Annotated in this window: 20 protein-coding genes; 13 read left to right on the top strand and 7 right to left on the bottom strand. The window is 71.8% G+C overall.

The features are described 5' to 3' along the window. Positions 1-36: 36 nt before the first annotated feature. Positions 37-1,086: a LacI family DNA-binding transcriptional regulator gene (locus ACFT9I_RS35850; RefSeq protein WP_382571485.1), complete on the bottom strand. Its 1,050-nt coding sequence runs from the start codon at positions 1,084-1,086 to the stop codon at positions 37-39. A gap of 141 nt (positions 1,087-1,227) precedes the next feature. Between ACFT9I_RS35850 and ACFT9I_RS35845 the strand changes: the two genes are divergently transcribed. After that, positions 1,228-3,342 (top strand): glycogen debranching N-terminal domain-containing protein, encoded by a 2,115-nt coding sequence (locus ACFT9I_RS35845; RefSeq protein WP_382571484.1) that lies wholly within the window; start codon positions 1,228-1,230, stop codon positions 3,340-3,342. Between the two features lie 89 nt (positions 3,343-3,431). Next, positions 3,432-4,412 (top strand): acetylxylan esterase, encoded by a 981-nt coding sequence (locus tag ACFT9I_RS35840; protein ID WP_382571482.1) that lies wholly within the window; start codon positions 3,432-3,434, stop codon positions 4,410-4,412. Positions 4,413-4,470: 58 nt separating this feature from the next. On the opposite strand, the gene ACFT9I_RS35835 is transcribed toward ACFT9I_RS35840, so the two are convergent. Further along, positions 4,471-5,163, bottom strand: coding sequence for a TMEM175 family protein (locus ACFT9I_RS35835; RefSeq protein WP_382571481.1), 693 nt, complete (start codon positions 5,161-5,163; stop codon positions 4,471-4,473). A gap of 110 nt (positions 5,164-5,273) precedes the next feature. On the opposite strand from ACFT9I_RS35835, the gene ACFT9I_RS35830 reads away from it, so the two are divergent. The 8 genes from ACFT9I_RS35830 (at position 5,274) to ACFT9I_RS35795 (ending at position 13,391) form a co-directional block, all read left to right on the top strand. Further along, positions 5,274-6,014, top strand: coding sequence for a class I SAM-dependent DNA methyltransferase (locus tag ACFT9I_RS35830; RefSeq protein WP_382571480.1), 741 nt, complete (start codon positions 5,274-5,276; stop codon positions 6,012-6,014). A 112-nt stretch (positions 6,015-6,126) separates the two neighbouring features. Then, positions 6,127-7,428 carry a DUF1266 domain-containing protein gene (locus ACFT9I_RS35825; RefSeq protein WP_382571479.1) on the top strand — a complete coding sequence of 434 codons (1,302 nt, stop codon included), beginning with the start codon at positions 6,127-6,129 and terminating at the stop codon, positions 7,426-7,428. Positions 7,429-7,597: 169 nt separating this feature from the next. Beyond that, positions 7,598-8,191 carry a helix-turn-helix domain-containing protein gene (locus ACFT9I_RS35820; RefSeq protein ID WP_382571477.1) on the top strand — a complete coding sequence of 198 codons (594 nt, stop codon included), beginning with the start codon at positions 7,598-7,600 and terminating at the stop codon, positions 8,189-8,191. Positions 8,192-8,289: 98 nt separating this feature from the next. Continuing rightward, entirely contained in the window at positions 8,290-9,507 is a 1,218-nt protein-coding gene (locus tag ACFT9I_RS35815; RefSeq protein WP_382571475.1) for an NAD(P)/FAD-dependent oxidoreductase, read from the top strand. Next, complete coding sequence (locus ACFT9I_RS35810) at positions 9,504-9,848, top strand: (2Fe-2S)-binding protein (RefSeq protein ID WP_382571473.1); 345 nt, start codon at positions 9,504-9,506, stop codon at positions 9,846-9,848. The genes ACFT9I_RS35815 and ACFT9I_RS35810 overlap by 4 nt, the downstream gene beginning before the upstream one ends. Further along, entirely contained in the window at positions 9,845-11,425 is a 1,581-nt protein-coding gene (locus tag ACFT9I_RS35805; protein ID WP_382571472.1) for an FAD-dependent oxidoreductase, read from the top strand. Before ACFT9I_RS35810 ends, ACFT9I_RS35805 begins: the two co-directional genes overlap by 4 nt. Then, positions 11,422-12,390: a dihydrodipicolinate synthase family protein gene (locus tag ACFT9I_RS35800; protein ID WP_382571470.1), complete on the top strand. Its 969-nt coding sequence runs from the start codon at positions 11,422-11,424 to the stop codon at positions 12,388-12,390. Before ACFT9I_RS35805 ends, ACFT9I_RS35800 begins: the two co-directional genes overlap by 4 nt. Next, positions 12,390-13,391 carry a proline racemase family protein gene (locus ACFT9I_RS35795; protein ID WP_382571468.1) on the top strand — a complete coding sequence of 334 codons (1,002 nt, stop codon included), beginning with the start codon at positions 12,390-12,392 and terminating at the stop codon, positions 13,389-13,391. Before ACFT9I_RS35800 ends, ACFT9I_RS35795 begins: the two co-directional genes overlap by 1 nt. Before the next feature lie 46 nt (positions 13,392-13,437). On the opposite strand, the gene ACFT9I_RS35790 is transcribed toward ACFT9I_RS35795, so the two are convergent. Continuing rightward, positions 13,438-14,343 carry a hypothetical protein gene (locus tag ACFT9I_RS35790; RefSeq protein WP_382571467.1) on the bottom strand — a complete coding sequence of 302 codons (906 nt, stop codon included), beginning with the start codon at positions 14,341-14,343 and terminating at the stop codon, positions 13,438-13,440. A 135-nt stretch (positions 14,344-14,478) separates the two neighbouring features. Further along, positions 14,479-15,186 (bottom strand): MerR family transcriptional regulator, encoded by a 708-nt coding sequence (locus tag ACFT9I_RS35785; RefSeq protein WP_382571465.1) that lies wholly within the window; start codon positions 15,184-15,186, stop codon positions 14,479-14,481. An 88-nt stretch (positions 15,187-15,274) separates the two neighbouring features. On the opposite strand from ACFT9I_RS35785, the gene ACFT9I_RS35780 reads away from it, so the two are divergent. After that, positions 15,275-16,585: an erythromycin esterase family protein gene (locus ACFT9I_RS35780; protein WP_382571464.1), complete on the top strand. Its 1,311-nt coding sequence runs from the start codon at positions 15,275-15,277 to the stop codon at positions 16,583-16,585. A gap of 18 nt (positions 16,586-16,603) precedes the next feature. Here the strand turns inward: ACFT9I_RS35780 and ACFT9I_RS35775 are convergent, their stop codons facing one another. Both ACFT9I_RS35775 and ACFT9I_RS35770 read right to left on the bottom strand, forming a co-directional pair. After that, positions 16,604-17,413 (bottom strand): hypothetical protein, encoded by an 810-nt coding sequence (locus tag ACFT9I_RS35775; RefSeq protein WP_382571462.1) that lies wholly within the window; start codon positions 17,411-17,413, stop codon positions 16,604-16,606. 2 nt (positions 17,414-17,415) lie between these two features. Next, a complete protein-coding gene (locus ACFT9I_RS35770; protein ID WP_382571461.1) occupies positions 17,416-18,060 on the bottom strand; it encodes a sigma factor-like helix-turn-helix DNA-binding protein in 645 nt (214 codons plus the stop codon). A 378-nt stretch (positions 18,061-18,438) separates the two neighbouring features. Here ACFT9I_RS35770 and ACFT9I_RS35765 point away from each other — a divergent pair, with 378 nt between their 5' ends. Then, a complete protein-coding gene (locus ACFT9I_RS35765; RefSeq protein WP_382571494.1) occupies positions 18,439-19,257 on the top strand; it encodes an SAM-dependent methyltransferase in 819 nt (272 codons plus the stop codon). 24 nt (positions 19,258-19,281) lie between these two features. Here ACFT9I_RS35765 and ACFT9I_RS35760 read toward each other — a convergent pair whose 3' ends face one another. After that, a complete protein-coding gene (locus ACFT9I_RS35760; protein WP_382571460.1) occupies positions 19,282-19,722 on the bottom strand; it encodes a glutaredoxin domain-containing protein in 441 nt (146 codons plus the stop codon). Positions 19,723-19,950: 228 nt separating this feature from the next. On the opposite strand from ACFT9I_RS35760, the gene ACFT9I_RS35755 reads away from it, so the two are divergent. Further along, positions 19,951-22,050 carry a neutral/alkaline ceramidase gene (locus ACFT9I_RS35755; protein WP_382571459.1) on the top strand — a complete coding sequence of 700 codons (2,100 nt, stop codon included), beginning with the start codon at positions 19,951-19,953 and terminating at the stop codon, positions 22,048-22,050. The last annotated feature ends 34 nt before the right edge of the window (positions 22,051-22,084 follow it).

Here is a 22,084-nt window from a genome sequence, read left to right as displayed (position 1 = left end):
CGGCCTGGGGGGGAGGGCGGGGGGCGGGTACGGGGGTCAGGGCCGGGGCTCGGCCGACGAGCTCTCCCTGACGATCAGTTCGGGCGCCAGCAGCACGCGCTCCGGTGCGGAGTCCGGGTCTTTTATGCGGTCCATGAGGATCCGGGTGCAGGCCCGGCCGACCTCGTCGAGCGGCTGGCGGACGCTGCTGAGGCTGGGCGAGAGGAGACCCGCGGCGGGCGAGTCGTCGAAGCCGACGACCGCCACGTCGCTCCCCGGGCTCAGCCCCGCGTCCCGCAGCGCGCGGTAGCAGCCGAGCGCGAGGGTGTCGCTGGCCGCCACCACGGCGGTGGCGCGGCCCACGAGCCGGGCGACCGCGGTACGGGCGGCGTCCACGTCGTCCAGCGACGACACCCGCAGGTCACGAACCGGCAGATCGTGCCGGCGCATGGCCTCGCGCCAGCCGCCGGCCCGGTCGTCACCGACGCCCGAGCCGCGCGGCCAGCCCAGGAACGCGATCTTCCGGTGCCCGGCGGCCACCAGGTGGTCGACGGCGGCGGCGGTGCCGTGCGCACCGTCGACGTCCACCCAGTCGCCGGTGTCCTTCGCCGACCACCGGCCGAACGCGACGAACGGGACCGCGTTCTTGTGCAGCCAGCCCGGACGTTTGTCGCCCCGGTAGGTGTTGCTGAGGACGAACCCGTCGACCGAGTGCTCCCGCAGCAGTTCGTCGTAGCGTTCGGCCTCGTCGTCGGTGCCCAGGGGCGCGGCGAAGAGCAGTATCCGGTAGCCGGCCTGGTCCGCCGAGTCCGACAGCGCGTGCAGGAAGTGGTCGGACACGGGTGTCGACAGGCCGGGGGGCGTCGGCTGGACACCGTAGCCGATCAGCCTGCTGGAGCGGGTGCGCAGTGAGCGGGCGGCCTGGTGGGGCCGGTAGTCCAGCTCGTCGAGCGCCTCGCGTACCCGCTTCAGGGTGGGGGGCGCGAGGAGTTCGGGTGAGTTGAGCGCGTTGGAGACCGTCTGTGTGGACACCCCGGCCCGTTGCGCCACGAGAGCCAGGGTCACCGGCCCTGACTTGCGCCCGCCTGCCGACGTCGTACGTGCCACCAACGGCCTCCGATCCACGCACGGCGGCCGCTCGAAATGCGGCGCCGCATCTGCAATGGATCGATAAAACTCTTTCCCATGGCAGGTTGGCAAGGGTTAAGGTGAATTTTGATCGATCCAAATCACGAGAGGCGCCACACAGTGAACACGGTCGTCCAGGGAAACCCCACCGGTCACCAGCCGCCCGAGGACGTCGTCACCGAGGGCCTGCAGCCCTTTCTGCACGACGTCTGCACCACGCTCTACGCGCCCAGCCTGGTGCTGTCCCGGCCGGCCGGAGACATCGCCGGCGGGGCCGACGGGTTCTTCCACGGTGATCGCCGACTGCTCTCAAGACTGTCGGTCCGGGTCGAGGGCGTGCCCGTCCTCCCCGTGAGCCACACCCTCAGCTCCGCCGACCGGACAGCGTTCCGCGCCGTGCTGCGCGGCGTCGGAGAGCACACCGCCGACCCGGCCGTCACGCTGCACCGCGTGCGCTCGCTCGAACCGGGCGTGCTGTTCGAGGAGTTGGAGATCGCGAACGCGGGCGTCAAGGACATACGGGTGGAGGTCGTCGTCGCCGCCGGCAGCGACCTCGCGAGCATGATCGACGTCAAGTCCGGCCGCCGGACCCCCGCGCTGCCCGCCGACGCCGAGGGCGACGCGCTGGTCTGGCGCAGGGACGAGGCCAGTGTCCGGCTGCGCGCCTCGTCCGGGTCCCCCCGGATCGACGCCGACGCGGGCGAGCTGCGGTTCGAGGTCGCCCTGGCGGCGCGTGAGTCATGGCGTACGACCCTGGAGTGCGTCGTCACGGACGACGAGCCCCTGCAGTTCCCGGCGGTGGCGCGCGACGCGGTGCCGTGGTCACCGACCGGGCTGCGCAGCGCCGATCACCGCATGGACCAGTACTTCGCCCGGTCGGTCGGCGATCTGGAGCGGCTGCTGCTGTCCGATCCGGAGCACCCGGAGGACCAGTTCCTGGCCGCCGGATCCCCCTGGTTCCTCACCCTGTTCGGCCGTGACTCGCTGTGGGCGGCGCGGATGCTGCTCCCGCTCGGCACCGAGCTGGCGGCCGGCACCCTGCGTACGCTCGCCCGCCGCCAGGGCACCACGACCGACGCCCGCAGCGACGAGCAGCCCGGCAAGATCCTGCACGAGGTGCGCCGCGAGGGGCTCAAGCTCCGCGAGGGCCCGGTCCTGCCGCCGGTCTACTACGGCACGGTGGACGCCACCCCGCTGTGGGTGATCCTGCTGCACGACGCCTGGCGCTGGGGTCTGGACCCCGAGCAGGTACGCGACCTGCTGCCGCACGCCGAGGCCGCCCTGGAGTGGCTGGCCACGTACGGCGACGCGGACGGCGACGGCCTGCTGGAGTACATCGACGTCTCCGGTCACGGGCTCGCCAACCAGGGCTGGAAGGACTCCGGCGACTCCATCCGCTGGCGCGACGGGCAACTCGCCGAGGCCCCCATCGCGCTGTGCGAGGTCCAGGCGTACGGCTACGAGGCGGCCATGGGCGGCGCGGCGCTGCTGCGCGCCTTCGGGCGGCCCGGCGCGGAGCGCTGGGAGCAGTGGGCGGAGCGGCTCAAGCGCCGCTTCCGGGAGAGTTTCTGGGTCGAGGACGAGACTGGCCGCTATCCGGCCGTGGCGCTCGACGCCGCCAAACGTCCCGTGGACTCGGTCACTTCGGGCTTCGGGCATCTGCTGGGCACGGGCCTGCTCGACGAGGAGGAGAGCGCGCTGCTCGCCGCCCGGCTGGCCGGACCGCAGCTGAACTCGGGCTTCGGGCTGCGGACGTTGAGCACGGAATCCACCGGTTTCAACCCGTTCGGGTACCACATCGGGTCGATCTGGCCGCACGACACCGCCATCGCCGTGCACGGCCTGGTCCGGGCGGGCTTCCCGGCGGAGGCCGCGTCGCTGGCCGACGGTCTGGTCGCCGCGTCGGCGGCGTTCGAGGGCCGGCTGCCCGAACTGTTCGCCGGTCACGGCTCCGCCGCCGACAGCGTGCCCGCCCCGTATCCGGCGTCGTGCCGCCCGCAGGCCTGGTCGGCGGCGTCCGCCGTCACGCTGCTCACGGCCGCGCTCGGTCTGGAGGCCGATGTGCCGGCCGGCACGCTGCGCTTCTCGCCGCGCGCCGCCGAGGGCATCGGCCCGCTGAACCTGACGGGTCTGCGGGTGGCGGGCGCGCCCCTGGCCGTACGGCTCGACGCGACGGGCCAGGTCCGGGTGGACGCCCCCGACACGCTCACCGTGCACGGCGCCGACCGCGCCTGAACGACTCCGCCACCCCTGGTCGGCGTCCCTCGTACCTGCCGCCCTGAAGCACCCCGTCGTACCTGTCGCCGCGAGAAGGAACCGCTGCCATGCCGCTGATGGACCTGCCCCTGGAGGAGCTGCGCGGCTACCTCCCCGACCGGGAGGAGCCGTCGGACTTCGACGCCTTCTGGGCGGACACGCTCAAGGAGGCGCGGAGCCACGACCGCCCGGCCGTCTTCACGCCGTACGACGCCTGTCTGACCGAGGTGGACGTGTACGACGTCAGCTTCCCGGGCTTCGGCGGTGACCCGGTGGCCGGCTGGCTGCTGGTGCCGGCCTCCGCCACCGGGCCGCTGCCGTGCGTGGTGGGCTTCCTCGGGTACGGCGGCGGGCGCGGCTTCCCGTACGAGTGGCTGACCTGGCCCTCGGCCGGATACGCGCATCTGCTGATGGACACCCGCGGCCAGGGCGGCTCGCTCCAGCCGGGCGCGACGGGCGACCCGCACGGCAGCGGCGGCGCGTCGTCGCCGGGCATGGTCACCCGGGGCATCGAGGACCCGGCGGACTACTACTACCGCCGGGTCTTCACCGACGCGGTCCGGGCGGTGGACGCCGCCCGGACCCATCCGTCGGTCGACCCGGCACGCATCGTGATCGCCGGTGGCAGCCAGGGCGGTGGCATCGCACTGGCCGCGTCGGCGCTGAGCGACGAGGTGAGCGCGGCCCTGGTCAACCAGCCGTCGCTGTGCCACTACCGGCGCGCGCTCCAGGTGGTGGAGGGCAACGCGTACCGCGAGATCTGGACGTATCTGCGGACCCACCGGGAGTCGCCGGAGCGGGTGTTCAGAACGCTGTCCTACTTCGACGGGGTCAACTTCGCGGCCCGCGCGAGCGCTCCGGCGCTGTTCTCGGCGGCGCTGATGGACGACATCTGCCCGCCGTCCACGGTGTTCGCGGCGTACAACCACTGGTCAGGACCGAAGGACATCCGGGTCTGGCCGTGGAACCGCCACGAGGGCGGCGGCTACTTCCAGGATCTGGAGCAACTGCGCTTCCTGCGGGCGCTGCCGGGGCTCGCCGAACGCTGACGCGGTGCGCGGCGGGCGTGGGCGTGGGCGTGAGCGTGAGCCGGGCAAGCCGCCCGGCTCACGCCGTCGGGGCCTTGCCCGTGTCCGTGTCGTTGTCCGTGTCCGTGCCCGTGCCCGTGTCGTTGTCCGTGCCCTCGTCCGGGTCGGTCGTACGGTTGAGCGAGAAGCGCAGCACAACGATGAGCAGCCACCAGTACTTCGCGCCCGACGGCGAGATCAGCGCCACCGGCACCGACGTCGCGAACACGACGGCGACGACGGCCCCTTCCAACGCCGTCCGGCGGACACGCGCCGTCGGCACGTCCGGCTTCCGTAGCCCCGGGCGGCGCAGGAGCCGGAACGCCATCCCCGTCGTCAGCAGCGACGCGAGGCCGATCACACCGCCGTACACCGCCGTGGCGACGGTCGTGTCGCCGTACTCGCTGACGAGCCGGGTCGGGAAGGGCAGCGCGGCCACGACGGCCAGGAGCGCGAAGTACAGGTACAACAGCGTGCGGTCGATCCGGCCGACCAGCGCGAACATGCGGTGATGGGCGAGCCACAGCAGTCCGATGACGCTGAAGCTCAGCAGGAACGCGCCCACGTCCGGCAGCACGTCCCGCAGCGCGTCGTCGAGCCGGCCCTCGGGCAGGCCGTCCGGTACGTCGATGTCCAGCGCCAGCAAGGTGATGGCGATGGCGAACACCGCGTCGCCGAAGGCCAGGAGCCGTTCCGGTGCGACGATCATCGCCGGGCGTCGTGAACGGTACATTCGTCTCCCGGTGGGGTCGGAGTGACACTTGTCCTCTTTCCGGCCGAGCATATCCAGCCATGCGGAAAATCAGCGGCGCCTCCGGTTCCCGCTGTCCTACGGTCTGGCGCATGGACGATGAGGACGGTTACTTCGGCGAGCGCGTCGCGGCCACGTACGACAACCCGTCGGCGCGGGAGTTCCATCCGGACACCCTGGCCCCGATGGCCGACTTGCTGGCGGATCTCGCCGGCGGGGGCCGGGCCCTCGAACTCGGCATCGGTACGGGCCGGGTCGCGCTCCCCCTGGCGGCGCGCGGAGTCCCGGTCCACGGCATCGATCTGTCGCGGGCGATGGTCGCCCGTATGCGTGACAAGCCGGGCGGCGACGCGATCGGCGTGACGATCGGGGACTTCGCGACGACGAGGGTGGACGGGACGTTCTCCGTCGCGTACCTCGTCTTCAACACGATCATGAATCTGACGACACAGGCGGCCCAGGTGGCCTGCTTCCGCAATGTCGCCGACCATCTCGCGCCCGGCGGCTGCTTCGTCATCGAGACGATGGTGCCCGAGCTGCGCAAACTCCCGGCGGGACAGGACCTCGTCCCGTTCCATGCGAGCCCCACCCGCTGGTCGTTCGACATCTACGACGTCGCGACGCAGGAGATGAGCTCCAACTACGTCGAGGTCGTGGACGGGCGCGGCTCGTACTGGTCGGTGCCGTTCCGGTACGTCTGGCCGGCGGAACTCGACCTGATGGCCCAACTCGCCGGGATGCGGCTGCGCGACCGGTGGGAGGGCTGGCGGGGCGAGCCGTTCACGGGCGAGAGCGGCAAGCATGTCTCGGTCTGGGAGAAGCCGGCGCACTGATCATCGGGGCGGTGCCGGGGATCACCCGAGGATGACCATCTCGCCCTCTCCCAAGGGCAGTTGAATGTACGGAGGGTGTACGGGAGCGCTCGTCGTCACCGGTAACGTAAGGATGATCTTGCAGCCGCGCGAGGTCGGAACCGGTACGGGGGCAGCTGTGCAGATGATGGCCGAGGACGAGGTCCACGACGAGTTCTTCCCGCTCGTCCCCACCCCGCAGGACGGCGGCCGCTGGTCGGCGCCCACCGATCTGGAGCAGCATCTGTACAAGCTGGCCCGGTCCGGGAACGCGTACGCCTATCTGCGGGCACTCGCCATCGAGGGCGCGTACTACCCGGTGCGACTCGACGAGGCGCAGGCCGCCGACGAGGGCTCGTACCCGATGCTGACCACCGCGACGCCCGACGGCCGCACGGTGGCACAGGTCTACACGGCGGGTCTGCTGCCACGACCGCACCCGTATCTCGTCTACGAGTACGCGACGTTGGGCGCGCTCGCGCAGATACTCCCCGACGGTGTGGACGTCCTGGCGGTCAACCCGGCCACGCCCTGCGAGCAGTTCTTCCCCACGGACGACGACGAGCGTGACGTATGGCTGGACCTGCATCACGAGCTGTTCTCCTCCGACGAGTTGACGAACCGTCTGGTGACGCGTCGCACCGGCGCACTCCCCACGGGCCCGCTGCTGCACGGTCTGGCCTGCGGCGCGCACCTGTGCTTCACCAACGGCGACGCGTGGAACACCGCCCACTGGCACGGCGTGGGCTACCAGGGCGAGCGGGAGCGCGTCGCGGACTCGTGGAGTGTCCATGACCGTGCGGACTGGCTCGCGATGGAGGAGCGGCTGCTCGACCGCGAAGTCAGCCCGTGGTACTGGGACTTCGTACTCGGAGCGCGTACGGCGCTGATCGCCGCGCAGGGCCGGCGCGTCGATGCCGAGCGGTGGCGCGACTGCGTGGAGGCGACGCTGCGCGACCAGGCTGTCCTGCGGGCCGGAGCATCGACCGAGGACGCCGAGTTCGAGGAGTTCGTGGCTCATCTGCGCGCGCTGGTGGGCAAGTTGCTGCGCTACGAGTCCCGCTTCCGCGCCGACGGCCTCCTGCCGCCCGACGGTGTCGTCCGGTCGGTCGCCGCGTGGGACATCGGCCGTGGCTCGAAGATGGCCCGCTGGGGCCGGGGCGCCCGGTACGCCACCGAGGGGGAGATGTATGCCGCGCTGGAGCGTGCGTCGGGGGCCGCGCGGACGGCGTACGGCTCGTGGGAGGAGTTCTCCGCCGGCTATGTGCTGGGGCGGTGTCTCCACTTCGACGAGGAGGAGTTCGGCCCCTGGTACACGACGGTGCTCGACGCCCATCGGGCGCTGGCGACGGCTCCGGACAGCCCGTGGCGTACGGTGCCGTTCGGCGCGGAATGACGTCGGTCGACCGCCGGGCCCGGTCCGCCAGGTCCAAGCCCTGTCCGGCGGATCCAGGCCCTGTCCGGCGAGGTGGCGTCCGCGATGAATCGTTCGTAATATCGAACGCATCCTTGCCGCGCACCGCCTACTGAAGCGAACAGACCCGAGGGTCGAAGGAGATCGCCCGATGTCCCCCAGCAGCCCGGTCCGAAGCACTCTGGCCGCCAATCTCCGCCGGGAGCGGAGCCGTCGCGGCCTGTCGCTGTCCGAGCTGTCCCGGCTGTCCAAGATCGGCAAGGCGACCCTGTCGCAGTTGGAGTCGGCCACCGGGAATCCGACCATCGAGACGGTCTTCAGCCTCTCCCGCGCCCTGGGGGTGCCCATTTCCGATCTGCTGGACACCGGGCACGCGGAGGCGGTGACCGTGGTGCGGGCGGCCGAGGTGGACGTGCTGAGCGGCGAAGGTGTGGACCTGCGTCCGCTCCGGCGGATCGAGGCGGGCGGGGTCATCATGGAGGTCTACGACCAGCAGGTACGCGCCCATTCGCAGCAGCCGTCGCTCGGGCACGCCGGCACCGAGCACACCGTGGTGCAGAGCGGCACGCTGTCCGTCGAGGTGGACGGCCACCAGGTGGAACTGGGCCCCGGCGACTACGTCTCGTTCGACGCCTCGCTGCCGCACCGCTACGCGGCGAACGACGGGCCGGTGCGTTCGGTGCTGCTGCTGCACTACCGCTCGGGGCCCGGCACCCCGCCCGACGCAGCGGGCCCACCGCACTAGACCGTGGCCGCGCGGAAGGGCCCGCGCGAGCGCCGTTGACACCTCCAGGGTGTCGCCATAGCCTCGACATCGTTCGTCATACAGAACGAGGAGGCCCGGTGAACCGAACACGAGTCGTCGTCATCGGCGCCGGAATCATCGGCGCCGCCTGCGCCCGTGAGCTGGCCGTCGCCGGTTTCGACGTACTCGTACTGGACCGGGCCGGGGCCGCCGCCGCGACCACCTCGCACGGCGAGGGGAACATCCTGGTCTCCGACAAAGGCCCCGGTCCGGAGCTGGAACTCGCCCGGCTTTCCCGGCGGTTGTGGCCCGAGGTGCTGGCCGCCCTCGCCGAGCGGACCCCCTCCTCGTCGGACGCGGTCGACGGCGCGGACGCGGTCGAGTGGGACCCCAAGGGCGGCATCGTGGTGGCCACCACCGCCGAGGGCGCCGAGGCACTGCTGCCGTTCGCGGCGGCCCAGCGCGCGGCCGGGGTGCGGGCCGAAGCCATGGACTCCGACGCCCTGGCGGCGGCCGAGCCCTTCCTCACCGAACGGCGTACCGCCGCCGTGTACTACCCCGACGACGCGCAGGTGCAGCCGGCCGGCGCGGCCACCGCACTGCTCACCGACGCGCTCCGCGCCGGGGCCCGCCTGCGTACCGGCCGCGAGGTGCTCGGCGCCGTCGTACGCGGCGGACGGCTGACGGCGCTGCGCACGACGGACGGGCCGGTGGAGGCCGATGTGTTCGTCAACGCCGCCGGGCCGTGGTCCGGCGAGGTCGCCCGGCGGCTCGGCGCTCCGCTGGACATCCGCCCGCGCCGCGGTGAGGTCCTGGTGACCGCTCCCCTGCCACCGACGGTCTTCCACAAGGTGTACGACGCCGACTACGTGGGCGCGGTGGGCAGTGGCGCGGGCGATCTGCGGACGTCGGGCGTGGTGGAGTCCACCCGGGCGGGCAGCGTCCTCCTCGGGTCGTCGCGGCGGCGCGTCGGCTTCGACGACCGGCTGCGTCCGGAGGTGCTCTCGGCGATCGCGGGCAAGGCGCTCAGACTCTTCCCGTCGCTGGCGGGAGTTCATGTGATGCGGGCGTATGGGGGCTTCCGCCCGTACGTCCCCGATCATCTGCCGGTCATCGGCGCCGACCCGCGACTGGCCGGTCTCTGGCACGCGACCGGTCACGAAGGGGCGGGGATCGGGCTGTCGGTCGGTACCGCGCGGCTTGTGCGCGAACTGCTGACAGGTCGTCAGACAGCCATCGACGCGGGCCCGTTCCGGGTGGACCGGCCTGCGGTGCTCGGCGCCGAACCGCCCGTCGCGACCGAGGAGGAATCATGAGCCCACGTCTCGTACCCGCCGGGTCCGACCCGGCCGGACGCCACGACCGGCCGCTCACCGTCACGGTGGACGGTGAACCGCTCACCGGCATCGCGGGCCAGACCCTGGCCGGGGTGCTGCTGGCCGCCGACCGGCCGTCCTGGCGCCGGGCACCCTCGGGGGCACCTCGGGGTGTGTTCTGCGGTATCGGTGTCTGCTTCGACTGTCTGGTGACGGTGAACGACGAGCGTGACGTACGGGCGTGCCGTCGCCGCGCCCAGGACGGTGACGCGGTGACCACGCAGTCACGGGCCACCGACGAACGGGCCGACGGGCGGGGCGACGGGCGGCGATCGCGATGACAGGACCGGTGACGGGTCGTCATGTCGTGGTCGTGGGAGCCGGACCCGCCGGTCTCGCCGCCGCCGACGCGGCCCTCGCGGCGGGCGCCCGAGTGACACTGATCGACACGGCCGAACGGCCCGGCGGCCAGTACCACCGCATGCTGCCCGAGGCGTACGAGGCCACCGACCCCGGTGCCCTTCAGCACGGCTACGGCTCCTTCGACCGGCGCCGCCGCCGGGTGCTCGGGCACCCGCGCTGCTCCTGGTGGGCGGAGAGTGCCGTATGGGCCCTGGAGCGCCGCGACCCAGGCGCCGACGGGCCGCCGCTGGTGCATGTCCTGAGCGGTACGCCCCGGCGCCGCCATGTGTTGGCGCCCGACGCCCTGGTGCTCGCCGTGGGCGCCCACGACCGGGTGCTCCCCTTCCCCGGCTGGGACCTGCCCGGCGTCTACACGGCGGGCGCGGCCCAGGCGCTGGCCAAGGGAGAACGCGTGGTGGTCGGGGACCGGGTGGTGGTCGCCGGCACGGGGCCGTTCCTCCTGCCGGTGGCGACGTCACTGCTGGAGGCCGGATCGCGGGTGCTCGCGGTCCTGGAGGCGGGCCGGCCTGGGGCCGTGGCGCGTGGCTGGCTGCGCCGCCCGTGGGAACTCGCGGCGCAGCTCGGCAAGTCCGGTGAACTCCTCTCGTACACAACGGCGTTGGGGCGCCACCGGGTCCCGTACCGGTGGGGCACGGCGGTCGTCGAGGCGCGTGGTGACGGCCGGGTGGAGGAGATCGTCAGTGCCCGGGTCCGGGCGGACTGGTCGGTGGTGCCCGGCAGCGAACGGGTCACCGCCGTCGACGCCGTGTGCGTCGGTCACGGCTTCACCCCGCAGCTGGAGCTGCCGGTCGCGGCCGGGTGCGCGCTGCGACCGACCCCGGACGGGGCGGCCGGATCGCCCGCCGAGGCGTTCGTGGCCGTGGACGACGACCAGCGTACGAGCCGGCCCGGCGTGTACGCGGCGGGCGAGATCACGGGTGTCGCCGGTGCCCCCGCCGCTCGTGCCGAGGGCGCCGTGGCCGGCTGGATCGCGGCGGGCGGCGACCCGGGCTCGCGCGCGCTGGTCACTCTGCGCCGCAACCGCGACCAGGGCAGGGCGTTCGCCGCCCGGCTGGCGCTCGCCCACCCCGTCGGCCGGGCCTGGCCCGGCTGGCTGCGTCCCGACACCGTGATCTGCCGCTGCGAGGAGACGACGTACGCGGCGGTGTGCCGGTCGGCCGCCGATCCCACCAGCACGGAGCCGCAGGTGGCGAAGTTGGCGACGCGGGCCGGCCTGGGGCCGTGCCAGGCCCGTGTCTGCGGACCGACTGTCGCCGAGTTGCGCCACCGCCACCGGGGCGGCGCGAACCGGCCGTCGGAGGCCGACGGTGCGGGTACGGCGCCGATGGGCACCGACCACGCGTCGCCCGACCACCCCCGGCCCGACCACCCGTCGTGGCCCGTCGGCCCCCATCACCGGCCGGTCGCCGAGCCGATCAGGCTCGGCGAGCTGGCCCGCCCGCCCGAGCCACCTCCCACGTTCCCCAACTCCCCTGTGGAGGAGAGCACTTCATGAGCCGTACCACCAACCCCCTGACCGGGGTCGTCGTCGCGACCGCGCTGCCGTACCGGCAGGACCCTGCCGCCCCGGCCGGTCTGGCCGTCGACTACGACACGTACGCGGACCACTGCCGCTGGCTCGTCGACAACGGCTGCGACGGGGTCGGCCCCAACGGATCGCTCGGCGAGTACTCGTCGCTGACGGACGAGGAACGCCGCACCGTCGCCCGTACGGCCATCGAGGCGGTACGCGGCCGGGGCAAGGTCGTCGTCGGCGTGCACGGGCCGGGTTCGCACCAGGCCGTGCGATGGGCGGAGGCCGCCGCGGAGGACGGCGCCGACGGGGTGCTCTGTCTGCCCCCGACGATGTATCGGGCGAACCCGGGGGAGGTCGTGGCGCACTTCGAGGCCGTGGCCGCCGTCGGGCTGCCGGTCATGGTCTACAACAACCCCGTGGACACGAAGGTCGACCTGACGCCCGCGCTGCTCTCGGAGATCGCCCAGATCGACAACGTGCTCGCGGTGAAGGAGTTCTCCGGCGACGTGCGTCGTGTGCTGGAGATCAAGGAGCGGGCGCCCGGAATCGACGTGATCAGCGGCGCCGACGACGTGGCGCTGGAGAGCCTGCTGATGGGGGCCACCGGATGGTTCGCCGGCTTCCCCAACGTGTTCCCCGCCGAGTCCGCCCGGCTGTTCCAACTCGCCACGGCGGGGCGGCTGGAGGAGGCCCGTGCCCTCTACCGGCCGTTGGTCGCCGCGTTCCGGTGGGACTCGCGTACCGAGTTCGTCCAGGCGATCAAGCTCGGTATGGAGATGGTGGGCCGTTACGGCGGCCCCTGCCGCCCGCCGCGCGGGCCCCTGATCCCGGCGCACCGGGAACTGGTCACCGCCGAGATGCGGCAGGCGATCGACTTCCTCGCGACCGAAACCGTGGCAGCCGCCCCAGAAGCCCCGGAGGGCGCAGAAGGACGGCAGGACTGATGCGCAGCGTGCGGACGATCAGCGCGGTCGACTCCCACACGGAGGGCATGCCGACGCGCGTGGTCACCGGCGGCGTGGCGCCCGTCCCCGGCGCCACGATGGCCGAGCGGCGCCGCTACGCGATGGAGCACCTGGACCCGCTGCGCCGGTTCCTGGTCGACGAACCTCGCGGGCACCCGGCGATGAGCGGTGCGATCCTGCAGCCGCCGACCCGTCCCGACGCGGACTGGGGCGTCCTGTACATCGAGGTCAGCGGCTTCCTGCCGATGTGCGGGCACGGCACGATCGGGGTGGCGACCGTCCTGGTGGAGACGGGGATGGTCACGGTCACCGAGCCCGAGACCGTGGTGCGCCTCGACACCCCGGCGGGTCTGGTGGAGGCCCGTGTGACGGTGCGCGACGGTGTGGCCGAGAAGGTCACGTTGCGCAATGTCGACGCGTTCGCGCTGGAACTCGACGCGAAGGTGACGGTGCCGGGGCTGGGCGAGGTCCGGTACGACATGGCGTACGGGGGCAACTTCTACGCCGTCGTCGATCTGGCGTCCCTCGGGCTGCCCTTCGACCGGGCGCGCAAGGACGACATCCTCGCGGCGGGGCTCGCGATCTCGGCCGCGATCGACGCGTACAACCCGCCGGTGCATCCTGCGGACCCGATGATCCGCGGCTGCAAGCACGTGCAGTTCCTCGCACCCGGCTCGGACGCCCGGCACTCCCGTAACGCCATGGCCATCCAGCCGGGTTGGTTCGACCGGTCCCCCTGCGGCACCGGTACGTGCGCCCGGATGGCACAGCTCCACGCCCGGGGAGAGCTGGAGTTGGACACGGAGTTCATCAACGAGTCGTTCATCGGTACCCGGTTCACCGGGCGGCTGGTGGGCACGAGCGAGGTCGCGGGAGTCCCGGCCGTGGTGCCGGAGTTCTCGGGCCGCGCGTGGATCACCGGTACGGCCAACTACCTGCTGGATCCGACGGATCCGTTCCCGAACGGCTTCGTCCTCTGAGCCTGCCGCGCCCCTGCGTAGTTGGGGCGCGGCGTCGGGCCAGGTGTCAGGCCCCGCAGGACGGCACGGTCCGCATGAATCCCCCGAGGTTCTCGTCGTCCGTGCCGACAAGGGCCTCGCCGGATCCGGGCAGGCACTCCAGCCCCTCGATCTTGTATCCGGGGAACGTCCCCAGCACGGACGGGGACGCCGCGAGTACGACCCGTACCCGCCCGGCCGCCGACACGGTCACCCGGCCCACATCACTCAGCCCGGAGTCGAACGGGCCGTCGTCACCGGCGTCCGCCGCCGAACTCGCAATGATCCGGCCGGAGTCGGTCACCGAGATGTCGGAGATGTGGCGCACCGCGTCGCCGGTCGGATACGTCGCCCGATAGGCCCGGCGCGTCACGCTGCCGAACTGCGTCTGCCCCCACGGGGCGAACGAGAGCGGCGCCGCGTACAGCGTCGCCGGGCGGTCCGCCCCCGTTCCGCGGTCCGCCCACAGGGCGGCGAGCTTCCCGTTCTGGGCCACGAGCGCGAAGCTCTCGAAGTCGTCGCCCTCGCCGATCGCGGGCAGCGGCGTGTAGTCGACGACCGTCGCGGTGGAGTCGGTGACCTTGAGGCGGTAGACGATGCCGCGGGCGGCGAGCGCCAGATACTCCCCCGGTGTCCCCGGGACGGCCTCGATCGCCTCCAGGTCGACGGGTTCCGGCCCGTCCCAGGTGATCGGGGAGACGCTGTCGGAGCCCTCCCTGTGGGTGACGCGGGACAGTCGCGGCTGCCCGCCGCGCTTGTTGTCGTGCACGATCAGGGCACGAGCACCGGCGCCGTCTCCGGTACGGCCTTCGTACGCGATACCGCTGACACCGCTGCGGGAGTCGCCGCCCACCTTCTGCCATTCCTCGGCCGCGCCGGCCGGGGCGGTGCCGAGCGTCGTCAGCAGCGCGGTCGCCGCGGTGAGCCAGGCCATGCGCTGCAACATCGGGAGTTTCACTGGGGTCGCTCGCCTTCCCTCGCCGAGAGGCGCGTGGTCACGCGCCGGGCGTCAGGCTAATGATCATGGTGAGCGGGTCCCAACTGCCCTTACTCCATTCGGACGTCGGTGTCAGCCGCGGTCCGTGTGCCGTCCGCGCTCGTGGAGGTAGTCACCGGTCTCGGCGGACGCGCGGAGCATCGCGAGGGCGCGGGTGTGGAGGCGGTGGCGGCGCTCGGCGATCGCGGACGCGGCGGAGGCGGGGGACGCGACGTCGCGCAGTTCACCCAGGAGCGGCGCGATCTGGGCGAGCACGTACCCGCTGCGGCGCAGCTGGTGGACGATGTCGGCGTCTCGTACGTCGCCGGGCGCGTACGTCCGGTACCCGGTGGCGGGATCCCGCCGCGGGTGGAGCAGGCCCGCTCGTTCCCACCGCCGCAGCGTGGCCGGGCGCAGGCCGAGCCGGTGGGCCAGGGCCCCGATGGTGTTGGTGCGCTGCGAGGGGCGCTCGTCGGGGGCGTGGGTCAGCTCCGTCAGTGCTCGCTCGACCGTGTCGAGGGTGTGCCGGTCGGAGAGCAGTTCGGCGTGGCCGCGGTCGATGACGGTGAGCGCCTCTTCGGTCCGGCCGGTGTTGAGCAGCGTCATGACCGAGCGGGCGGCGGCATGGCCGTGGGCCGGGATCAGGGCGAGAAAGGTCCGCAGGGCGGCGACGTGCACGCTGGTGTAGTGCCGATAGCCGGAGGCGGTGCGCTCGGCGGCGGGCAGGATGCCGGCCGCTTCGTAGTTACGGACGGCCTGGCCGGACAGCCCGTGGGGCCGCGCGAGATCCACGGGCCTCATGTGTCCCCCTGTTTGAAGGTTGGCACGCTGATCACCGGCATGTTGGCCGCCAACTTTAAACCGAAACATCAAATATACCATCAAATGCATGGCAATCGAATCCCTGGCAACTTCCCTGGCAATTGACGAATCACTGCACGCGGCCTTCGAGCGGTTTCTGAACGAACGGGGACAGCGGCCCCGCCTCCTGAGCCTCGGCGAGCCCTTCCACGGCGAGGAGACCTTCCCGCGCCTGCGCAACGACCTGCTGCGTGGGCTGGTCGACCACGCGCGGTGCCGATGTGTCGCGCTGGAATCGGACTGCCTCGCGGGGCGGCTGGTCGACGACTACGTACTCGGCGGCACCTGGCATCTCGACCAGGTGATGGCCGACGGCATCAGCCACGGGTTCGGTGCCTTCCCGGCGAACCGCGCGCTGGTGGAATGGCTCGGCGAGCACAACCGGGTACACGCCCCGGAGGACCAGGTGCGCTTCGCCGGATTCGACGCGCCGATGGAGAACAGCGCGGAGAGCGGGGCGCACAGCCCCCGGGCCGCCCTCGACATACTGCACACCTTCCTCATGGCCAACCGCGCCTCTGTGCCGCACAGTTGGAGCCGGATCGAGGATCTGCTCGGCGACGAGGCCCGGTGGACCAACCCGGCCGCCACGATGGACCCCTCGCAGTCCATCGGCGACTCGGCCGGGGTCCGCGAGCTGCGACTGATCACCGACGACCTCGGCCGGCTACTCACGTCCCGGGCACCCCAGTTCACCGAGGACAACGCGTCGGACGCGCCGCGATCGGATGCGGTCCGATCGAACGCGCCGGGATCGAACGCGCCGGGATCGGACGCACTGCGGGACGCCGAACTCGCCGCCCGCACCGCCGCCGGACTGCTCGCGTACCACGCGGTCCTGGCCCGGACCGATCCCCAGGAGCGGATGGAGAGCTGCATGGGGATTCGCGACGCGATGATGGCGGCCAATCTGCACGCTCTCGCCACCCGAGAACACGACCACGGCCACGGGCCCGTTCTGGCCTTCACCCACAACGAGCACCTGCGGCGCAACGCGGCCCGGAACGTGGGGTGGAGCCCGGCCGGCGCCCATCTCGCGCGCACGTACGGCCGGGACTACGTCGCCATCGCCACCGCGATCGGTTCGGCACCGCACCGGGGCATCGACGAACCACCGGCGAACACCGTGGAGGGCCTGCTGGCCGCGACCACGTCGACACCGCGACTGGTGCCCCTCACCGAACTGACCGCGCTGGTGGCGGAGTCCACCAACCTGACCAGGCGCACCACGGAGAACCGCGGCTACTTCCCGCTCGACCCGGCCAAGCTCACCGACTTCGACACGGTCCTGTTCCTGCCCCACATCGCCCCGCCCGGCCCGGCGACGGAAGCAGAGTAGGCCCGGGACGTCGGCTCGTCAGGGCGCGCGGTACCGACCGCCGCCGTCGTGACCCCACGCACGGCGATCGTCGCGGCCGTACGCCGAGGCCGCCCCGGCGCGCGTGTTGGGCAGGTCGCGGGTCAGGGTGGGGACCGGGCGGGGGATCGTACCGAAGTCGTGGTCCGGGTCGACGGGGAGACGGTTGATGACCGCTTCCAGCCGGGCCGGGAGGGTGGGGCGGTCGCCGGAGCGGCACTGGGTGAGCAGTTGGTGGCGGATGCTCTCCGGCAGCAGCGGACGAGCGGGCGGTGCGGGCGTGGCGCTGTCGGGGGCGCCCAGCCGCCGGGCCTGCGCGCGCCAGTGCCTGGCGTCACTGAACTCGGCACGCCGCCCATGAGCGAGGGAGAGACAGAAGGCGGCGGTCCGGTTGCCGCCGCCCGCGGCGAACTGCCACCAGAACTGGGCCCCGTCGTGATCCCGGGTCAGATGGAGCAGCGCGGCGAAGACGACCGCGCCCTCGGGGTCCGGCCGGTCGTCATCGGCCAGCCGGGCCAGGGCCGTTGCCGCCTGAGGGGTGTCGACGATGAGGGCGACCGCGAGGTCGAGATCGCGGGCGGCCTGCTCGTGCGCGGCGGCGGCGGGGCGCGGGGCCTCGGGGCCGACACAGAGGCCGGATCCGGAGCCGTGGCGGGAGCCGGAGCCGTGGCGGTGGCCGGGATTCGGGCCGTCCGCCTGGGCGTTGACACGTCGCCTGGCGGCTTCGGTGTCGTAGTCGGCGTAGGTGTCGGCAAGGACCTCTGCCTGCTCCAGCAGGTCTCTGATGGAGGCGGGGTCGTTGGTACGCACGTCTACTCTTCCGTCTCGGTCGGGTCGGTCTCCACGTTCAGCTCGCGTGCCAGACGTCGGCGGGCGTGCCGTACGTGGGAGCGTACGGTGGCGAGTTCGATGCCCAGGTACTCGGCGACGTGCTCCTCGTCGTTGCCCAGGACGAAGCGCAGCACGATGACGTCGTACTGCCGCTCGGGCAGGCCCGCGATGGCCCCGTACAGGCCCAGTTCGCCCTCCAGGACGGCGAACTCGTCACGCGTCTCGTCGCGCGTCTCGTGCAGGAGGAGTTTCCCGATGGCCGCGTGGAAGGCGGCCGTGCCCACCAGGAGCGGTCGCAGTCCGCGTTCGTCCAGCCAGCGGTGGACCTCTTCCTTCAGCAGCGACCACGCGTACCGGGACACCGACTCCTGGGCCAGTACGTACTTCCAGTCGCTCTTGAGGCGCGCGCAGGCGGTGTCCACCACGGTCTCGGCCGCGGGCCGGCCGCCGACCTGGGTGTGGGCGTAACGCATCCACAGCCGGCGGTGGTGGTCGTGGAAGGCGTCGAAGGTCAGGCCCAGCCGCTCCTGCCGCACGTCCTCGGCGTCCCGGGCGTCCTGCGCGTCCTGCGCGTCCCGGGCAGCGTTCACATCGACACCGCGCACCTCGGGAGAAGGAGCAGTCATCACATCGTACCGGTCCTTATGTCGACCCGCGAAGATCCGAACGGCGGCTCCCCCAACCACCACAACTTCCGGATCGAGTTCCACACATGTCCTTGGGTGACTGGTCACCGCACCGTTCCACGGCGGAGGGCGTCGGCGGAGACTTGGCGTCCCATTCGCCAGCCAACCGGAGGAAGGCCTTTCTTCGCAGCCCATCCCCCAACTTTCTTCACTGGCAGCAATAGTATGACTACTTAGGCGGCCGGGGGTGGCCTTCGCGTCACGTTCCGGAGGTTGTCCCATGCGGGCGGTGGGAAGTGAACTGCGGTGGCGAGCACGGGCGTCGGCATGGCGCGCACCCGGCCCGATCGAATACCGACGAACCCCTGGGGGCGTGGCATGACGGACAACGGCACGGTGGACCTGAAGCTGGATCAGGCGCATTCGGCCCGTATGTACGACTACTACCTCGGCGGCACCACGAACTTCCCCGCCGACCGGGAAGCCGCCGGCAAAGCACTCGCCGCCTTCCCCTCCATCCTGGCCACCGCCCGTATCAACCGGCGCTTCCTGCGCCGCTCCACGCGGTTCCTCGCGCAGCAGGGCATGACCCAGTTCTTCGACATCGGCACCGGCATCCCCACCTCCCCCAACCTCCACGAGGTCGCCCAGGAGGTCACCCCCTCGGCCCGCGTCGTCTACACCGACAACGACCCGATCGTCCTCGCCCATGCGCGGGCACTGCTCCACAGCCACGCCGAGGGCCGCACCGCGTACGCCCACGCCGATGTCACCGACCCCGCCGAACTCCTGGCGACACCAGAGATATCGGGCACGCTCGACTTCACCCGGCCCATCGCACTGAGCCTCAACGCCCTGCTGCACTTCATCACCGACGACCGTGTCGACGGCGGCGCCCACAGCATCGTCGAACACCTCAAAGCGGCGCTCCCTTCGGGAAGCACTCTCACCATCACCCACGTCACCCCCGACTTCGACCCCGACGGAATCGCCCGCCTCACCGGTGCCTACCGGGCCGCCGGTACGCCTGGACAGGCTCGCCCCCGCGCGGACATCACCCGTCTCTTCGACGGCTGGGAACTCCTCGACCCGGGTGTCGTCCCCACCCAGCGGTGGCGCCCCACCCTTGAGGACCAGGCGGAGAACGTCACCGACGCGGAAGCGGCCTGCTACGCGGGAATCGCCCGCAAGCCCTGACCGGGAACGCCAGGACCGGGAGCGCTACGACCTGGCTTGGGGGAGCTGTTCGCGTACCCAGGCAGGATCGGGGTTGACGTGCGGCCGGCCCGCCACGAAGACCGTCGGAACAGTCTCGTCGCCTGCGTTGGCCGCCCGCACCGCCGCCGCTCCTGCCGGGTCGCGCCAGATGTTGACCCAGTGCAACCGGCGGGCGCTGCGGCCCAGTCGGAAACGCAGGCGCAGACAGTACGTGCAGCCCGGCCGCCAGAAGACGACGGGCCGGCCGTCGACCGCGCTGCGGCGCTGCGCCTCCGGCGCACCGATCGACCTCGGGAAGACCAACGGCGAGTGCACGCCGGCGAGCACCACGAACCCCAGCAGGGGTGCTACGGCCGCACCGGGGTCCCCCCTCAGGATCAGCCCGGCGGCGATGGCTGAGCCGCAGAGCACGAACAACATCGGCAACATCCACACGCGCATCATGACGACCCAGGCTATCGACGCGTCGGAACGCTCCCCGAACCGCGCCCCGAATCGCGCCTGGAACCGCGCCTCGAACCGCGCCGTTCGCCTCCCCGGCCGACACCAACTGCGTACTGGCCGGTAGAGATCTATGCGCGGCAGGGCATCCGCCTCTACCGTCGGGGCACCGTTCCGAGCCCGCCCACCCCGGACCGGGCGCCTCGTCCCACTCCCCGCCCAGGAGGTTCCATGTCACCCCCCACCCCCCGCCGTTCCAGAAGCAGACTCGCGATCCTGGCGATCGTCGCGGCCCTGGGAGCCGCCTCGTTCACCGTCCCTCCCCCGGCCCTCGCCTCCGGCGGCACAGCGGGCAGTACGGCCGACAGCGCGGCGAGCAGCACAGCCGGCGACGCGGACTACCTCGTCGGGCGCGGCATCGCCGATGTCACGGGCGAGGCCGCCGAGACCGGGATGATGGGCTACTCGAGCTTCGACCAGAAGACGTCCGGCATCCACCAGCGGCAGCGGTCACGGGCGTTCGTGGTCGCCGACCAATCGAGCGGCAAGCGCGTGGTGTACGTCAACGCCGACCTGGCGATGATCTTCCAGTCCGTGCAGCAGGGCGTCGTCTCACGCCTCAAGGAGCGCTACGGCAGCCTGTACGGCGATGAGAACGTGCTGCTGTCCGCCACCCACACCCACTCGGGGCCGGGCGGCTACTCGCACGACGTCGCGTACAACCTCTCCGTGCTCGGCTTCCAGAGCGCCACCTACAAGGCCATAGTCGACGGCATAGTCGAGTCCGTCGTCAAAGCTCACGAGGATCTGAAGCCCGGCAGCATCAGTCTGGGCACCGGCACGCTCACCAACGCCAGCGTCAACCGCTCCCGGACCGCCTTCGACCGCAATCCCGCCGCCGACCGGGCGGCCTTCCCGGGCGGCATCGACCCGGCCATGACCGTGCTGCGTTTCCGGCAGGGCGACAAGGACGCGGGCGCGATCAGCTGGTTCGCCACCCACAACACCTCGATCACCAACAAGAACACGCTCATCAGCCCCGACAACAAAGGCTACGCCTCCTACGCCTGGGAACACGACCTGGAGGGTGTGCGCTATCTCGACAACGCCCCGGGGTTCGTCGCCGCCTTCCCCAACACCAACGCCGGCGACATGTCCCCCAATCTCAATCTGAAGCCCGGATCGGGCCCGACCGAGGACGAGTTCGAGAACGCGCGCATCCTCGGTGAACGCCAGCTGGACAAGGCACGCGAGATCTACGAGGACGCGAAGCCCGTCAGCGGCGGTGTCGACTCCCGGCTCGCATACGTCGACATGGAGAACGTGACGGTGAACGGGGCGTACACCCCGGACGGGCAGGAGCACCGCACCTGCCCCGCCGTCGTGGGCGCGTCCACACTCGCGGGCAGCGTCGAGGACGGTCCGGCGCTCCCCGGCTTCGAGGAGGGCATGCGCACCCCCGTCGCCTCCATCATCGAGGCGCTGCAGATCGACACCCCGCCGTGGCTCGCGACGTGCCAGTACCCGAAGGCGAGCCTCGTCCCCACGGGTCTGCTGAGCAACGTCCATCCGGTCACTCCCAAGATCCTGCCCCTGCAGATCATGAAGATCGGCGAGCTCCATCTCGTCGCGGGGCCGGGCGAGTTCACCATCACCTCCGGACTCCGGGTCCGCCGCACCGTGGCGGAGCAGCTCGGGGTGCCGCTCGACCGGGTGCTGCTCCAGGGGTACGCGAACTCCTACAGCCAGTACGTGACGACACCGGAGGAGTACGACTCCCAGCAGTACGAGGGCGGCTCCACCCTCTACGGCCGCTACACGCTGCCCGCCTACCAGCAGGAGTACGCACGGGTCGCGGCGTCCCTGCGCGACGGCACCACGATCGAGCGGGGTACGGCGCCGCCGGACGAGTCGGGCCGGCAGTTCAACTTCCAGACCGGTGTCGTGTACGACAACCCGCCCCCCGCCGGCTCGTTCGGTGCCGTTCTGACCCCGCCGGACGCGTCGTACGCCCGGGGCAGGACCGCGACGGTCGAGTTCGCCACCGGACACCCCAAGAACAACCTCCGCCGGGGCGGCACCTTCTTGGAGGTGCAGCGGCTGGTCGACGGGAAGTGGGTGCGTGTGCTGGACGACGGTGACTGGCAGACCACGTACCGGTGGACGCGTATCAACGGTCTCACCGGCACGTCGAAGGCCACCATCACCTGGGACATCGGCGCCGACGCCGTGCCCGGCACCTACCGGGTCGTGCACCACGGCGACTCGAAGAACCTCCTCGGAAAGATCACCCCGTTCACCGGAACGTCCCCCACGTTCACGGTGAACTGAGCACCGGGCGGCCGGGCCGGCGGCGGCGTTACGC

It is taken from the genome of Streptomyces sp. NPDC057137 (genome assembly GCF_042670825.1).
Classification (GTDB): domain Bacteria; phylum Actinomycetota; class Actinomycetes; order Streptomycetales; family Streptomycetaceae; genus Streptomyces.
The sequence above is the reverse complement of the archived record's forward strand: the minus strand, read 5'-3'. Positions and strand labels throughout refer to the sequence as shown.

Coding starts and splice junctions, on each gene's coding strand:
- ACFT9I_RS35840 (WP_382571482.1), top strand. CDS start 3,432: ATGCCGCTGATGGACCTGCCCCTGGAGGAGCTGCGCGGCTACCTCCCC.
- ACFT9I_RS35835 (WP_382571481.1), bottom strand. CDS start 5,163: ATGTACCGTTCACGACGCCCGGCGATGATCGTCGCACCGGAACGGCTC.
- ACFT9I_RS35830 (WP_382571480.1), top strand. CDS start 5,274: ATGGACGATGAGGACGGTTACTTCGGCGAGCGCGTCGCGGCCACGTAC.
- ACFT9I_RS35825 (WP_382571479.1), top strand. CDS start 6,127: ATGATCTTGCAGCCGCGCGAGGTCGGAACCGGTACGGGGGCAGCTGTG.
- ACFT9I_RS35820 (WP_382571477.1), top strand. CDS start 7,598: ATGTCCCCCAGCAGCCCGGTCCGAAGCACTCTGGCCGCCAATCTCCGC.
- ACFT9I_RS35810 (WP_382571473.1), top strand. CDS start 9,504: ATGAGCCCACGTCTCGTACCCGCCGGGTCCGACCCGGCCGGACGCCAC.
- ACFT9I_RS35805 (WP_382571472.1), top strand. CDS start 9,845: ATGACAGGACCGGTGACGGGTCGTCATGTCGTGGTCGTGGGAGCCGGA.
- ACFT9I_RS35800 (WP_382571470.1), top strand. CDS start 11,422: ATGAGCCGTACCACCAACCCCCTGACCGGGGTCGTCGTCGCGACCGCG.
- ACFT9I_RS35795 (WP_382571468.1), top strand. CDS start 12,390: ATGCGCAGCGTGCGGACGATCAGCGCGGTCGACTCCCACACGGAGGGC.
- ACFT9I_RS35790 (WP_382571467.1), bottom strand. CDS start 14,343: ATGGCCTGGCTCACCGCGGCGACCGCGCTGCTGACGACGCTCGGCACC.
- ACFT9I_RS35785 (WP_382571465.1), bottom strand. CDS start 15,186: ATGAGGCCCGTGGATCTCGCGCGGCCCCACGGGCTGTCCGGCCAGGCC.
- ACFT9I_RS35780 (WP_382571464.1), top strand. CDS start 15,275: ATGGCAATCGAATCCCTGGCAACTTCCCTGGCAATTGACGAATCACTG.
- ACFT9I_RS35770 (WP_382571461.1), bottom strand. CDS start 18,060: ATGACTGCTCCTTCTCCCGAGGTGCGCGGTGTCGATGTGAACGCTGCC.
- ACFT9I_RS35765 (WP_382571494.1), top strand. CDS start 18,439: ATGACGGACAACGGCACGGTGGACCTGAAGCTGGATCAGGCGCATTCG.
- ACFT9I_RS35760 (WP_382571460.1), bottom strand. CDS start 19,722: ATGATGCGCGTGTGGATGTTGCCGATGTTGTTCGTGCTCTGCGGCTCA.
- ACFT9I_RS35755 (WP_382571459.1), top strand. CDS start 19,951: ATGTCACCCCCCACCCCCCGCCGTTCCAGAAGCAGACTCGCGATCCTG.